Source organism: Psychrobacter sp. FME5 (assembly GCF_014861375.1).
In the GTDB taxonomy this organism is placed as follows: domain Bacteria; phylum Pseudomonadota; class Gammaproteobacteria; order Pseudomonadales; family Moraxellaceae; genus Psychrobacter.
This window is the reverse complement of sequence record NZ_RRYX01000072.1, coordinates 1-15,229: the sequence shown is the minus strand read 5'-3', so window position 1 is coordinate 15,229 and position 15,229 is coordinate 1. Positions and strand designations below refer to the sequence as shown.

Genomic DNA, 15,229 nt, shown 5'->3' with positions numbered 1-15,229 from the left:
TGCTTTTAGAATCCCCCGCTTGAGCTTGTCGAAAGTGGCGGGAGTATGTCAATAACCGTCATTCCACCATGGTTGATTATTGCGTTGGTTACGGTATTGGCTTGGTTTGGCGTACGTAAAATTTGGTTTGCGCTGGCATGCGGCGCAGGGCTGTTTTTGATTGGTGCCTTTGGGTTATGGGGCGCATTAATTGACACCTTAGCACTACTCATCGTTTCGGTATTGGTCACGGTGGTGGTTGGTATTCCTATCGGTATTGCCATGTCGGGTAGTCAGCTGCTGCGCAAAATCGTCACGCCGATACTCGATGTGATGCAGACTATGCCAAGCTTTGTGTATCTTATTCCTGTGTTGATGCTATTTGGGATTGGTAAAGTGCCTGCGTTATTTGCGACAGTTATTTATGCATTGCCGCCATTGATTCGTCTAACGACTCTGGGGATCACTCAAGTCAATCATGAAATGGTCGAAGCAGGGCGTTCATTTGGTAGCACTCATCTGCAACTGCTTGTGTGGATTAAGTTACCACAGGCGCTACCCAGTATCATGGCAGGTATTAATCAAGCTGTGATGATGTCGCTGGCGATGGTGGTACTTGCCTCTATGATTGGCGCACCTGGTCTTGGCGAAGACGTATTGCAATCTATCCAAACGCTAAATATCGGACAGGGCTTACAAGCAGGTACGGCTATTGTTATCGTAGCGATTATCATTGACCGTATTACTCAGGCATTTGGTCAAGGTAAGCGCGCGCGACAAAAGACCATCGCCGCAGGAAAGCACCCGATTGGGTAATAATGGTTTGCATCGGTAATGATAAAGAACAGGTGCGCTATCAATTGACCCAGATAGATAAAACTTAAAAAATCAAAATAAAGAGAACAACGATGAATCATATCCAGCTAGAGAATATCAGTAAGATATATAATGCCAGTAACGAACAAGCACAGTCTGCACTGGCATTGTTGGCTGAGGGTATGGACAGCATCGCGGTAAAGAATCAAACGGGCTATTCGGTCGGGCTTTATGATATTAATCTCAATATTAAGGCCGGTGAGTTACATTGTATAATGGGGCTGTCTGGTTCTGGAAAATCAACATTGATACGTCATATCAATCGTTTGATTGATCCCACTAGCGGCAAGATATGGGTCGACACAGCCATTAATACCAAGACTTCTACCAATCCCTCAATAATTGATACCAACTCAACGAAAACGGCTGCAACCATCGCCGAAACAGCGACAAATGCAGCGTTAGGTAATACAGGGGTGAGTACTACTAAGCTGTCAGACGTTGAAAACTCACCCTCTGCTATCAATATTTTAGAGCTTGATGATAAAGGCTTGCAGCAGTACCGCCAGCAAACGGTCAGCATGGTGTTTCAGCACTTTGGTTTAGTGCCGCATATGACCGTGATACAAAACGTCGCTTACGGTTTGCGTGTGCGAAAAATGAGTGTCAAAGAACGCCACGAAATTGCAAAGTACTGGCTCAATGAAGTAGGGCTATCTAACTTGGAGCAAAGCTACCCTGATGAGCTGTCAGGTGGTATGCAGCAGCGTGTTGGGCTGGCACGAGCGCTAGCGACAGACAATCCAATCTTGCTGATGGATGAAGCGTTCTCCGCTCTTGACCCGCTCATTCGCGCCCAATTACAAGATCAGCTGCTAGCATTACAAGAGCGCCTAAATAAAACCATTGTGTTTATCACCCATGATATTGATGAAGCCATTAAAGTAGGTCAACGTATTAGTATTTTAAATGGTGGTCGTTTGGTACAGACAGGTTCACCCAATGATTTACGTCACAATCCAGCCGACGATTATGTTGCGCAGTTTATGAGTGCTAAAGCTTAATAAGACTTCTTAATAAGACAGTTTACGCTCATATTTCATTTATATTAGGCCGTCCAACCATCGCAGTTTTATCATCAACTTATTGATTAAATTGATGATATTGTTTGTTTTCTTAGATATGCCCCCATATAAATATACTCAGGGTTAGTAACCAAGTTAACCCTCCCTTTCTCTGTCACTACTCTTACTCTGTTGTTAAAAAAGTGTAGCAATCGCTATTTTACTATTAAAGTAAACTCCAATATCGATGTATACTATTAAGATGTTCTAATGTAGATAAGATATTGCTATCTAGAAAGCGTTATAAAGAATATAGCTTCAATAGTAAAAGCGAATGATCAGATTTTTAATCCTCAAGTGCTTTGATTCATCATTATTCGATGATAGCCAATAGCCATACAGCACAATTATATTCTTTAAAGTATCGACTCACTTATTCTAATCAATAGCGCAAGAAGACCATGAGTGATTATTATACCAAACCCCAAAAAGTGCGATTAGCTGTGTCAAACTCGTTTAATCTACAGTGCGTAGCACTTGCACTCTTTTTCCTTGCTACTCTAATTTTTGTGAACGGTATTATATAGCCCATGGCCGTAAGACTTCTTAAAAAGGACCCATCATGCCACATAAAGATATTCGTAATCGTAATGACAACCATAATGACAGTCACAGTCATGAACATAACCGCAACAACTTGGCGACAAAGTCATCACGTGCACCATCACGCTGGCTAAAGAACGTCAGTGCTTTTGGCGTAACGACTGTTTTAAGTGCAGGGATACTGGCTGCTTGTGGGCAAATGAGCGGTGCGGACAATAATACGAGTAGCAGTACTAAAGCGAGTAGCCAAAACAGTGGTGTGACCAGTTCACGTGATATGTTGCCCTCTGATATGCTCAAGCAAATGCAAGCATTGCCACAGTTAACGGAAGGCTTGGGTGACACAGGTGCTGCAGTTATTGACCCCAACAAACCTACTTTGGTTAAGTTTTGGGCAAGCTGGTGTCCGCTATGTTTGGGTACGCTTGAAGAAACAGAAGCCTGGCGCACTGATCCTAAATTTGCAGATTTAAATGTCGTTACCGTTGCAAGCCCCGGCCATTTAAATGAAAAAGCCGACGGCGAATTCAGTACTTGGTACGCTGGTGTCCAAGCCGATTACCCAAAACTACCCGTGTTATCTGATGCTTCGGGTGAGCTGATTAATAAGCTTGGCGTGCAAGTGTATCCAAGCTGGGCGATATTGGATAAAAATGGCAACTTAGTCCATTTAGTCAAAGGTAACATGTCAGCAGAGCAAGCCTACGCACTGGCTGAAAACGCTGATAATAATTTTGCTGAGCTCAAAGCGGGTAATGCCAAGCCTGCAAACGCCCAAGCCTTAGATAACAATAATAAGATTGAGACCATTAAGCAAAAAGATGGTGTTTACTATAACGACAAAGGTAAAGCGATTAATACGCGCTCAATCTATTTGGCAGGTGGTTGCTTCTGGGGCGTTGAAGCCTATATGGAACGCGTCGATGGTGTTGTTGATGCAATATCAGGCTATGCCAATGGCGATACTGCCAACCCAAGCTACGAGCAAGTGATTCGTGGTTCAGGACATGTCGAGGCGGTAAAAGTCACTTACGATGCGGATAAAACTGATCTTGATACGATTCTCAAATATTACTTCCGCGTGATTGACCCAACCAGCCTAAACAAGCAGGGCAATGATCGCGGCGTACAGTACCGTTCGGGCGTCTACTACACTGATAAAGAAGATAAAGCGGTGATTGATGCGGCACTTAAACGTGTTCAAGGTCAATATGAACAAAAAATTGTGGTAGAAAACGAAGCGTTAGATAACTTCTATTTGGCGGAGATGTACCATCAGGATTATTTGGCCAAAAATCCAAATGGTTATTGCCACGTTGATTTAAGCCTCGCTGATGATAAACCTGAAGGTGCCGCACGCACTAAGCTTGCACCTGTAACCAGTATTGCTGAAACCTTAGACGCGAAGCGTTATGATGGGTTTGATAAAGGTGATCTTAAAAACACCTTGACCAAGGCCCAATACAATATCACGCAAGATGCAGGTACTGAACGTGCCTTTAGTCACGAATATGATGATTTATTTGCTCCTGGTGTCTATGTAGACGTTGTGAGCGGTGAGCCATTATTCTTATCGACGGATAAATATAATTCACAATGTGGCTGGCCAAGCTTTACTAAGCCCATCGATCCGCAAGTTATCACAGAACATCAGGATAATGCCTTTAATATGGTGCGTACCGAGATTCGCTCACGAGTAGCAGACTCGCATCTGGGTCATGTATTCCCAGATGGCCCTAAAGATCGTGGTGGTCTGCGCTATTGTATCAATGGCGGTGCATTGCAGTTCATCCCAGTTAGTGTGATGCCACAATCAGGCTATGCGCCTTTGGTGAAATTGGTTAAGCCTGCAAAACCTTAATAATTAATGTTGGTAATTAATCTTGCAAAAGACGTTAAGCAATGCTTAGCGTCTTTTTTATGGCTTATGTTTTATAGTTTTTACTGTGAAAGCATGTTGAAAAACTCTATAGTTGATTCACTTTAAAACCGGTATGAGTGCTACTGGAGTAAGTTTTTCGCAGCCTCTCCTCTGTCACGCTTGCGAACAGCAAGCAAGAAAAAATTTATTCCAGTAGCACGTGGCTACCCGTGTGTCGATCAGTGTATCGATTTTATTTAGAACGGCCAATATTATCGTTGTATTTTTGCTGTTATAGCCTGTGAGTTATGAAAAATAATTCAAACTTCGTTATACTCAAAGGCTTGTGATCTATCTATTAATAGCATTGCTATAGTTACGTCACCCTATTTCGTCGCTTGGTTTCTTGGCGATTTTTCATTTTTGCATTTAAGGCTGTAACATGACCGTTACCCATAATTCTACAACTTTTGAACCTATTATTACCTCGTTGCTTGATAACGATTTGTACAAATTCACTATGTTGCAAGCGATGCTGCACCAGTTCCCACAAACTTACGGTGTCTATCGTTTTCGCTGCCGAAACAACAAAGATACCGTCTATCCATTGGCTGATATCAAACAACAGTTAGAGCAGCAATTAGACAGTTTGTGCGAATTGCGTTTTTTGGAAGATGAACTGGACTACTTGCGCGGCTTACGCTTTATGCGCTCAGATTTTGTTGATTACTTAGAGCTCTTTAAGCTGAAACGTCGTTTTATTACCGTCAGTACCGATGAGCAAGGCCGCTTGTTTGTCGATATAGAAGGGCCGATGATTCAAGCCATGTTTTTTGAAGTGTTCGTACTAGCGATTGTTAATGAGCTGTATTTTAAGGCTTTGTCAAATACCAGTGTCATCGAAGAAGGCCAGCGTAGGCTCGATGAAAAAGTGGCGCTGTTGCATCACTATGCCGCAGAACAAGCAGAAAACAGCCGTGATACACCGCCTTTTATCGTTGCTGATTTTGGTACGCGTCGGCGTTTTAATAAACATTGGCAGGCCCATGTGGTAGAAACACTACACAAGGCTGAACCAAAGATCGTGGGTGGGACTTCTAACGTGCTTCTTGCCAAAAATCTCGGCATGACGCCAATTGGCACGATGGCGCACGAATTTATGCAGGCATTTCAGGCCTTGGATGTGCGGTTACGAGACTCACAAAAAGCAGCGCTTGAAGCGTGGGTACATGAATATCGCGGCGATTTGGGTATTGCGCTGACTGATGTCGTTGGGATGGATGCGTTCTTACGTGATTTTGATTTATACTTTGCCAAACTTTTCGATGGCTTGCGGCATGACAGCGGCGACCCATACGTGTGGGGTGACAAGGCGATTGCCCATTATAAAAAGCTAAAAATCGACCCTAGAACTAAAATTCTGACCTTTAGTGATGGTTTAAATCTTAATAAAGCTTGGGATTTACACCAGTATTTCAAAGACCGCATTAAAACCAGCTTTGGTATCGGTACCAACCTCACCAATGATATGGGGATTACGCCGATAAATATTGTTCTTAAGCTGGTTGAGTGTAATGGGCAGCCAGTCGCGAAGCTGTCTGATAGCCCAGGCAAGACCATGATCAATAATGACACGTATCTTGCCTATCTGCGCCAAGTATTTGAGGTTGATGAGCCCGAATAAAAAAGGCTTAGCTATCGCTTTTCTCTGTTTTATCTTCTTCGGCGAAGGCGGCATCTAATGCTTGTTGTACGGCATTGATGCGGGTCTCGCAAACACGATAAGCGGCAATCGACTCTTCTACCGTCGTCATTAAATTATCAATGTCAGGCTCGTCTTGTTGCTGTAATTCAGCAGCATTGGTTTTTAGAATATCGTAAGCCGCCTTAAAGGTTTTTGGGGCGGCTTTTTTGCGTCGGCGAGTAGGCGTTGTCATAGGGTTTCCTAATATTAAAAATGAAGGGTTAAATAATGGTTATGTATATTAAATATTGCTATGTGACTAAGCTGAGTCATTTGCAGGTTTCATGGTTTGAGTGTCCGTCGTTTTAACATCGATAATATGCGCTTTGGCTTTACCATCTTTTAAGACGATATGCACGGTTTGTTCAGGATATAGCTGACTGCTACTGGTCAGTATCTGCTTGCCTTTTTCATCAGTAAGCATAGTATAGCCTTGCTTTAACACGCGTGAAGGTCGATGTAAGAGTACGATATCACGCAGATGCTCGCTGTTACGCTGTGCTTGTATTAGCTGCTGCTGCGCACTTTTCATAATGGTCTTTTGATGGTTTTGGCTATAAGTAGAGGCGATTGATAGCTGCTGATAAGCAGAGGTTTGAATCTGTGCACGCAGCTCACTTGTTTGTCTAGCTGCTTGCTTCACCTGCCGCTGGGCGCTTTGTTGAATGCTACGCCAGGCATAGTCGCTGTCTTTTTGCAGTGCGGTTAGTTGACCAATCGTTTGTGATTGTATTTGGCTTAACTGGCGTGTTGTTTGCTGCTCAGCGATATCCAATTGATGTTGGGCGGCCTGTTTTATTTGCGCTTGATATTGTAATGTCTGAGTGACTAATTGCGCCAAATGGCTACTAATAGCGGCGATTACTTTTGACGGGGTATCAAAGCTAGTATGGGCGACCTCATCCAAGATAACTTTGTCGCGTTCATGACCAATGCCCACCCAGACAGGGACAGGCTGCTCAGCGACTAAGGCGGCAAGCTCATAATCATTGAGGTAGGCCAAATCACCAACAGCGCCGCCACCGCGAATAATCACCAATAAGTCTGGCAAACGCTGATAAGTATCTTCAAACTGCTGCTGGGCACTGACGATTGCTTGGCGAATCTCGCTTGGCGCATGATTGCCTTGAAAGGTGGCATTGTGATAATGAAAATGACAGGCACCTGTACTGGCTAAAAGATCCGCATCGGCTTGAAAATCGCCCAATCCTGCTGCTTTTTCAGGGGCAATAACTAAGACATGCTCGATATCAAATGGGACAGGCAGCTGTTTATTGAGGTGTAATAGGCCCTCACCAGTCAATCTATCGACCATTTCCGCATATTGGCGCGCCAAATCGCCTAACGTATAGCTGGGGTCAATATCTTCAATCGTGAGCGAGAAGCCATATTGTGCATGAAAACCTGCTGATACTTTGAGTAGAACCGTTAAATCACGTTCAAGTGGCATACCGGTTGCCCGCTCAAACTTGGCTAGGACCCGCGCCGCTTTAAAACGCCAAAGATTGCCACGGCAGCTAGCAATAACTTTACCATCGTCGTCTTTTTCTGCCAGCTCAAAATAATAATGCCCACCTTTGCTAGATAGGTTGCGTATTTCAGCTTTGACCCACACGCGATGATTAAAGGTTTGCTTGATGACCATATCCACCGCTGATAAATAATCACTAAGGCGCAAAACCGTATCTTCTAAATTGACTTCTAGGCTGTTTTCCTGCTCTGCCAGCTCGGCTTCTAAGGTTGCTAAATCTTTGGCAGGCGCTAATACCTTAGATCTTTTAGTGTCGGCTTGTTTGATATTCGATAGGTTAGGTTTGCGCATAATAGAAGACCAAAGGTGATTAAAGTTTAAAGATTGGCTAGGCGAGATAAAAGACTACGTAGAGTAGTTTACCCCAAAAGCCGCTGTACAAAAAGCAAAGCCAATAAGTTGCGATTGATGTAGTATCTACATCGCAAGTTTATTGGCTATGAAATGTTTTTATTGTACCGATTATTTATGACTCAAAAGTCGCCTCACGGTATCGCTTATTCGCTTACTGACAGCGGAAGTTAATCATGTATTCATAATCATCTTTACGTGATAAATCTGGCGATCCAGTACCGAAAATTGAACCGATAACGGCGCCCGCTTGTCCAACCATACGACCAGTGCGCTCATCCAAAACACCATTATATTTGACCTTGTCATCAACGATAATGACTTGCTTACTTCGGCAAGTCGTCTTAGCGCTATCAAGTGCATTTTGCTGAGCTTTTACTTTAGTGTCACCGATACCTGTGGTCTCATAAATGGAATTGGCACGCTGAATGACGGGTGAGGAAGGCGTGCTTTGACAAGCGCTTAACGCTAGTGCGGCGGCCAAAGTCGCTGTTAAAGTAGCGGTTTTATTAAAAGTATTCATAATGATTCCTAGTTCCTGTAAGTTGAACATGAAAAAGTTAAGTACAAAAAATCAAAAATAAAGGTTTAAATATAAAAAATCGATATAGAAGGTTGACTCTAAAAGACTAACGCATTAAATATAAACGATGCAAATACGGGTGTCATGAATCAATTAATAAGTTTAAAGCTCAGGGTAAATCTAACCTATTCATATATTGAGTGTCTAGACGGTTATTGTGTTCGGTATTGCGCTTATATTACATACTAAAGTTGACCTGGGGGCATGTCATCAATTAATACATTTAATCATTTAGTGGTCTTAAAATGGCTAAATTTTGCCAAACATTGTCAAATATAGTTGGTTTTAAATAAAAAGAGTACAGCCATTACAGCGTGCTACTGTTATAAATTTTGCTTGCTTGCAGCCACTACCAGCATAATTTAACGTTTAAAAAATAGTTGATATCAGTAGGACACAGCAAATCACTTGAAATATAAACCATATCTAGGATAATTGACCTATTCACTTTTCATTAATAAGTAAATTTATGCAATTGATTCCCGCTCCTGCTGGCGTACTCGAAGTTGATGCGCTATGGCAACAAGACAATCCTAACGATCCAAATACCGATACCGTGGCGCTGCTCTGTCATCCCAATCCGCTATTTGACGGTACGATGAATAATAAAGTAGTCACCACCATGTATCGTTTCGCTCGTGATAACGGTATGCATGTGGTGCGTTTTAACTTCCGCGGTGTGGGGCAGTCCACTGGCGAGCATGATTATGCTGATGGTGAGGTGGTGGACGCAATGACCGTGCTACAATGGATTGCAGAGCAAACGCAGGCCCGCAAACTATGGCTTGGTGGCTTTTCCTTTGGCGGCTATGTAACCGCGCGTGCAGCGGAGCAAGTCCTCACATTGCCACACATATGGGGCTTAAGCGATTTTGAAATTGCTAAAATAGCCCTCATCGCGCCATCAGTCGAAAAAAACGACAGCAGCGATATCAGTTTACCAGCAGACAAGACCTTTGAGGTTTATGGTAATGCTGATGAGGTGATTGACCCTGATAATATGCAGGCATTCGCTGAGCGTTTAGGGCTTGCTGTGAGCGTTGTAGATGGTGCTGGACACTTTTTTCACGGGCGCTTGTCTGAGCTGAAAAAGTTATTAGAGCAGCATACCTATAATGACAAAGTATAATTAGTGACAATATAGAGTTAGTGATAATAATGTAAAGCATTATCTACCAAAAACTTGATGGATTTTAATTGTTAGTAAGTAAGACCTTAAGCCGTGTTAACCTAAAGAATGGTGCTGAGCCATTCCAATATGTCAGTTACGACTATCTCAGTGTAGAAGTCATAAGTTAGTCGTAATTGTCGGTATCAACACTTTATTGTAATGTTTGTTTTGTCAAATAATGAGTCGTATTATGAGTCTATCTCCCTTGCAGCGTTACGAGCAAGCCATCAGTACTGATGAGTTTACTCGAGATGAGCAGCAGTATCAGGCCATGAGCTATTTAGATGAGCTGTACCATCAGCTCAATAATAGCGTGGAACAAAAAAAAGGCTTTTTTAGCTTTTTAAAGTCAAAGCCAGCTGCACCCAAGGGTTTGTATATGTGGGGCGGGGTAGGACGAGGTAAAACATGGATGATGGACATGTTTTATGATTCATTAATCATTGACCGTAAGATGCGCCAACATTTCCATCACTTTATGCAGCGCATACATCACGAGCTAAATAAACTACAGGGCGAGAGTAACCCATTAGAAAAGGTTGCCGATATTATTTATGAAGAAGCGGTTATTATCTGTTTTGATGAGTTTTTTGTCTCTAACGTCTCTGATGCCATGATTTTAGGGGACTTGTTCACCATGCTGTTCAGTCGTGGCATTAGCTTAGTGGCGACGTCAAATATTGAGCCATCAGGGTTGTATAAAGATGGTCTGCATCGTGACCGTTTTATGCCCGCCATCGCTGAAGTTGAGCGTCACACTACAGTAATGAATATCGACTCTGGTATTGACTACCGTTTACGTGTCTTGCAGCAAGCAGAGCTCTATGAGTCACCGATGACTAAAGCCAACCACCACTGGCTGGCCAACCGTTTTGCCAGCTTATCTAACAATCAAAAAATTAGCTACGAGCCTATCATCATTAATGGCCGTGAAATAACCATTAAAGCGCGCACAGAAGATATTTTATTCTGTGATTTCCGTCATTTATGTATGGAACCACGTTCAGCGTCTGACTTTATAGAAATTGCTAAGAAATTCAGCACAGTATTGGTCAATGCAGTCCCAGCTTTAGATGACGATTTGCGTGATCCTACGCGCCGCTTTATCTATCTTGTTGATGAGTTTTATGATCGCCGTGTAAAACTACTGGTTCGGGCAGAGCAATCGATTCTTGAATTGTACCAAGGGAAGAAGTTGGCGTTTGAGATTGAGCGAACACGCTCGCGCTTGCTTGAGATGCAGTCAGAAGACTATCTGCGCATGGAGCATCGTGTCGAAGATGCCGCATAGTTGATGACTTTTTATTCCTAATATAAAAGCATCGTTTTTATAGTGAACTGACTATAGCTTGCTATAACTGATGGTTTTCAAAACTAACTACTAAAAAAGCTAATTATTAAAAATAGCACTGCTAAAAAACAGCAATAGATAACAATAAATAAGGAATGATAATGGCTAAATCTAACGAAGACAGTAACGAGAAAAATGAAGGAAAACTGTCGGTCAAGGATATTACGACTGATAACATGCCTTGCAGCAGTGAAGCGCTGATTGGCTGGATTAACTCAAGACGCAGCATGGGTAATTTAGATATGCCAGCACCGACACGCGCCCAAATCGAAACGGCGATTGAGTGTGCAGCAACTGCGCCCGATCATAAAAAGCTGCGTCCATGGCGTTTTATCGTGACGCAGGGCGATGCTCGTCATGAGCTAGGCAATGCTTTAGTTGAAGCGGCTCAAGCAAAAGCTGACCGTGAGGGAGAAGAGTTGTCCGAAAAGAACCTCAAAAAAACGCAAACGCTGCCACTACGTGCGCCGCTTATTATTACGGTGGTTACTAAAATAGAAGCACACAAGAAAGTCCCACCATTTGAGCAAATGCTAAGTGCTGGTGCTGCGGTGCAAAACCTAATACTGGCGCTCAAATCACAAGGCTTTAGCACAGTATGGCGCACGGGACTATTATGTAACGAGCCAGCAGTAAAAGCATATTTTGACGTAGGGCCAGATGATTATGTGTCAGCTTTTGTTTATACTGGCACCAGCCCTAAAGATGACCCCGTGCGTAAACCGATTGATATTGAGCCGTTAGTACGATTTGAGTCATGATTTATCAAAGCATCTAAACGTTGTTTATTGGGGAAGATTATCAGCAAAAAGGTATTAAGGGTTAGCACCCAAATCATGATAAATTCTATTAATAATAAGTCAGTCAACACGGATAAATAATATGACAAGTCCTAATGATAACAGCAAAGATCTAAACAATGATGGTAATGAAGTGGATAAAGACACCTCTGAAAAACAACAAAATGGTCTGCTGGCAGGCATTATCGAACGTGCTACCAAATCAGGTATCGGTCGCAAAAAACTTAACCCTAGCGCGGTAGAGTCAGCGGTGGCAAAAAACATGGCAGAAATCCATAGCAATCCTACCAAGTTACGTTTGGCATTTTTAGGTGGCGGCAGTTTTGGTACAGCAATGGCAAACCTAGCCGCACGTAATGGCTGTGATACCACGCTATGGGTACGTAACAAACGTACCGTTAAGGCCATGGCAAAAACACAGACCAATAAAAAATATTTGCCAGGCTATAAGCTCGATGATCGTTTGAAATATAGCCATGATTTAGAAGCAACGGTCAAGGACAAAGACATTGTGTTTATTGCCGTGCCTGGCTTGGCTTTTCGTGAGACCTTAAAAAACATCGCGCCTTTTATCAGTGCACAATCCATCGTCTCATTGACCAAGGGCATGGAAAAAGATACTTTTGCCACGATGAGCGATATTATTAAAGATGAGTTGCCAGAAGTGAATTTTGGAGTGATGTCAGGGCCAAACCTCGCTATCGAGATTATGAAAAACATGCCGTCTGCTACCGTTATCGCCAGTGAATCAGAACCACTGCGTCATGCGGTACAGGCTGCGCTACACAGTGCTTTTTTTCGCGTGTTTGCTAGTGATGATGTCAAGGGTGTTGAGCTTGGTGGCGCACTCAAAAACATCTATGCGATTGCCATGGGTATGGCAGCCGCCTATGAAGTGGGCGAAAACACCAAAGCGATGATACTAACCCGAGCGTTGGCAGAGATGAGTCGTTTTGGCGTGGAAGAAGGGGCAAATCCGCTAACGTTCTCGGGATTGTCTGGCGTAGGAGACCTATACGCAACCTGTAGCTCAGAGTTGAGCCGCAACTACCGTATCGGCAATATGCTCGGCCGTGGTATGACTATCGATGCGGCAGTCAAAAAACTCGGTCAAACCGCTGAGGGTGTTAATACCATTCAGCAGGTGCACGAAAAGGCGACCAAAAAAGGTATTTATATGCCTATCACCCATGCACTTTATGCAGTCATTTATGAAGATAAAGCCGCATTAGGCGTTGCACTACACTTGATGGAAGCGGGTTTCCGTAGTGATGTCGAGTTTGTCATGGCTCATGACCATAGCAATGCTGCGCTCACTGCGCATATGCAAACCTCAACCAACAGCGCTGAGGATGACAATGAGGATAGTGACGTTGACAACAAGTAACGCGATAAATATCAAAACAGACACCACGACCATGTTTTAAGCTTCGACAGTTATTTGCCAAGGAAGGTTATGAAAGTTATATTAATACGTCACGGTCAAGCAGAAGATGAAACGCGTCCAGATAGTGCGCGCCAGTTGACCGATTTTGGACAGCAGCAAGCGGTACAGACGGCAGAATATATTGCCACTCATTATAACCCTGATTACTTTATCGTAAGCCCTTATGAGAGGGCACAGCAGACACTCAAAGCATTGCAGGCACGTATGCCTAATGTGCCATCGACAATACAGAAGAACATCACACCTTCTGACGATGCACGTGCTGCTTTGGCAGACATTGCCAATATCGAAGCAGAGTGTTTGGTGGTGGTCTGTCATATGTCGATCATTGCCAATATCGCTGGGTTACTAACGGGTGATTATCCTGAGTCATTTTCTCTGGCAGAAGCGCGCGTGTTTGAGATGGGTTTTGTGATGACGGGTATGGCAAATGAGGTGAATCGTTTTATACCCGAGCAGCCATACTGACATCAGTATAGTGATGTCGAATTTTATTGTCCCAAACCTTTTTACATATTCCTTTATAACCGTATATTTTATAATGTTGCTTTTACAACAGTGCACCTATAACCGTTTCAATAATTAAGGACACGCTTAGTGTTACACGTTTGGTTACGAGCGCAGCATAGCCCATTGGCTGTTTGGCATGAAGATGTGCAACGATGGCAGTCAGTCGAGAGTTGGCAACAGCTGCAAGCTATCTATGGCAGTTATAAAAGCAATGCACAAAAGACTTTATGTCTATATTTCCCTTCAAGCCATATCTTACAAGTAGATACCGAGCTTAATACCACTCAACTGAAACAACTGGGCACTACGGGCAAACAATACCTGTTTGAAGAGACTTCATTGACCGCTGTTGAGCAGTTGGCCATTCGTCAAATCAGCCATGATGAGCATCATCAATTGTATGCACTGGCACAAAACGATATCGAAGCATGGCAGCAAAGCGCTAAGCTGGCTGGCATGAGTATAGCGGCGTTACTGCCTGATTTTTTATTGCTACCAGCGCCAGAAGAGGGTGCAGGGCAGCAAGTAACGCTGTATCAAGATGAGCAGACCATGCTCCTGCGCCAGTCAATGCGTCAAGGCATGGCTATCAGCTATTTACCGTTAATTTTTGAGCGCTTTCCACACTTAAGTGAGGTGAATGTATTACCACCTATAGAAGAAACCTTGGCTGATGCTGTACCAGTCAACTTTATGGCACAAACAGCGGCGATTATCGCTGAGCATCAGTTACTCTTGACTACCTTGTCTACATCGGCTGAACCTATTGAAAATCCTGAACGCCACGCGCTTAACTTTTTTGTTAAATCAACAGATTCGCAGCTCTCACCATATCTGCGCGTAGCGATGATGGTGGCACTGTCAGCCTTGGTACTACAGATGGCAACTGATGGTGTGCAATGGTATCAGTATAATCAAGCGGCAGTGGCTACCAAAACTGAGGTGGCAGCGCAGTATCAATCTTGGTTTCCAAACGAGCCATTAAGCCCCCGCACTAAGCTACAAGTGCAATTACAACCAAAACTGCGCAGCGATAGCCAAGCCCCTGCCTCACATATGGCAGCACTGTCGCGCATATCACCGTTAATCAAACAATCTTCATTACGCGCGCAAGCGTTAGTGATGCAGCCGTCTGCGTTGAGCTTTACGTTGATCGCGCCTGATCGTAATAGTCTTGATCAGTTCACAGATACACTGGCAGCGCAGGGTTTAAATGCTAGGTTAGAGCAAGTAAATAGTAATGAACAGGGACAGTTTAGTGGTCAAGTGACGGTAAATGTCGTAGAAAATACCGATACACAAGCAACTGCGACGGTATCATGATTCAATGTGCTAATTGATGACATGGCCTAATACTTACATCTATAGTCAGTGAGAAGTAATATCGCTACATCACGTACTGCAGGTACCGTTTTTTC

At 43.4% G+C, this 15,229-nt stretch carries 13 protein-coding genes; 10 read left to right on the top strand and 3 right to left on the bottom strand.

Annotation, left to right across the window (positions count from 1 at the left end; all coding sequences use genetic code 11):
- Positions 1 to 45: 45 nt before the first annotated feature.
- The 4 genes from EI161_RS09920 to pncB all read left to right on the top strand — a co-directional run bounded on the left by EI161_RS09920 (position 46) and on the right by pncB (position 6,007).
- Positions 46 to 795: an ABC transporter permease gene (locus tag EI161_RS09920; protein WP_263973719.1), complete on the top strand. Its 750-nt coding sequence runs from the start codon at positions 46 to 48 to the stop codon at positions 793 to 795.
- Positions 796 to 887: 92 nt separating this feature from the next.
- Positions 888 to 1,859 (top strand): ATP-binding cassette domain-containing protein, encoded by a 972-nt coding sequence (locus tag EI161_RS09915; protein WP_192523721.1) that lies wholly within the window; start codon positions 888 to 890, stop codon positions 1,857 to 1,859.
- A 622-nt stretch (positions 1,860 to 2,481) separates the two neighbouring features.
- Positions 2,482 to 4,323: a bifunctional peptide-methionine (S)-S-oxide reductase MsrA/peptide-methionine (R)-S-oxide reductase MsrB gene (gene msrAB, locus EI161_RS09910; protein ID WP_192523722.1), complete on the top strand. Its 1,842-nt coding sequence runs from the start codon at positions 2,482 to 2,484 to the stop codon at positions 4,321 to 4,323.
- Between the two features lie 442 nt (positions 4,324 to 4,765).
- Positions 4,766 to 6,007 (top strand): nicotinate phosphoribosyltransferase, encoded by a 1,242-nt coding sequence (pncB, locus tag EI161_RS09905; protein WP_192523723.1) that lies wholly within the window; start codon positions 4,766 to 4,768, stop codon positions 6,005 to 6,007.
- Between the two features lie 7 nt (positions 6,008 to 6,014).
- Here pncB and xseB read toward each other — a convergent pair whose 3' ends face one another.
- The 3 genes from xseB to EI161_RS09890 all read right to left on the bottom strand — a co-directional run bounded on the left by xseB (position 6,015) and on the right by EI161_RS09890 (position 8,472).
- Positions 6,015 to 6,260 (bottom strand): exodeoxyribonuclease VII small subunit, encoded by a 246-nt coding sequence (xseB, locus tag EI161_RS09900; RefSeq protein WP_192523724.1) that lies wholly within the window; start codon positions 6,258 to 6,260, stop codon positions 6,015 to 6,017.
- 66 nt (positions 6,261 to 6,326) lie between these two features.
- The gene (xseA, locus tag EI161_RS09895) at positions 6,327 to 7,889 is read right to left on the bottom strand and encodes an exodeoxyribonuclease VII large subunit (RefSeq protein WP_192523725.1); all 1,563 of its coding nucleotides are present in this window, start codon (positions 7,887 to 7,889) and stop codon (positions 6,327 to 6,329) included.
- Between the two features lie 214 nt (positions 7,890 to 8,103).
- Positions 8,104 to 8,472 (bottom strand): hypothetical protein, encoded by a 369-nt coding sequence (locus EI161_RS09890; protein WP_192523726.1) that lies wholly within the window; start codon positions 8,470 to 8,472, stop codon positions 8,104 to 8,106.
- A 529-nt stretch (positions 8,473 to 9,001) separates the two neighbouring features.
- On the opposite strand from EI161_RS09890, the gene EI161_RS09885 reads away from it, so the two are divergent.
- The 6 genes from EI161_RS09885 to gspL all read left to right on the top strand — a co-directional run bounded on the left by EI161_RS09885 (position 9,002) and on the right by gspL (position 15,134).
- Entirely contained in the window at positions 9,002 to 9,661 is a 660-nt protein-coding gene (locus tag EI161_RS09885; protein WP_192523727.1) for an alpha/beta hydrolase, read from the top strand.
- A 232-nt stretch (positions 9,662 to 9,893) separates the two neighbouring features.
- Entirely contained in the window at positions 9,894 to 10,994 is a 1,101-nt protein-coding gene (gene zapE, locus EI161_RS09880) for a cell division protein ZapE (protein WP_192523728.1), read from the top strand.
- Between the two features lie 236 nt (positions 10,995 to 11,230).
- Positions 11,231 to 11,815 (top strand): nitroreductase, encoded by a 585-nt coding sequence (locus EI161_RS09875; protein ID WP_225735327.1) that lies wholly within the window; start codon positions 11,231 to 11,233, stop codon positions 11,813 to 11,815.
- 121 nt (positions 11,816 to 11,936) lie between these two features.
- Positions 11,937 to 13,241, top strand: coding sequence for an NAD(P)H-dependent glycerol-3-phosphate dehydrogenase (locus EI161_RS09870; RefSeq protein ID WP_192523730.1), 1,305 nt, complete (start codon positions 11,937 to 11,939; stop codon positions 13,239 to 13,241).
- Positions 13,242 to 13,310: 69 nt separating this feature from the next.
- Positions 13,311 to 13,769, top strand: coding sequence for a SixA phosphatase family protein (locus EI161_RS09865; RefSeq protein ID WP_192523731.1), 459 nt, complete (start codon positions 13,311 to 13,313; stop codon positions 13,767 to 13,769).
- A 129-nt stretch (positions 13,770 to 13,898) separates the two neighbouring features.
- The gene (gspL, locus tag EI161_RS09860; RefSeq protein WP_192523732.1) at positions 13,899 to 15,134 is read left to right on the top strand and encodes a type II secretion system protein GspL; all 1,236 of its coding nucleotides are present in this window, start codon (positions 13,899 to 13,901) and stop codon (positions 15,132 to 15,134) included.
- Positions 15,135 to 15,229 lie beyond the last annotated feature (95 nt).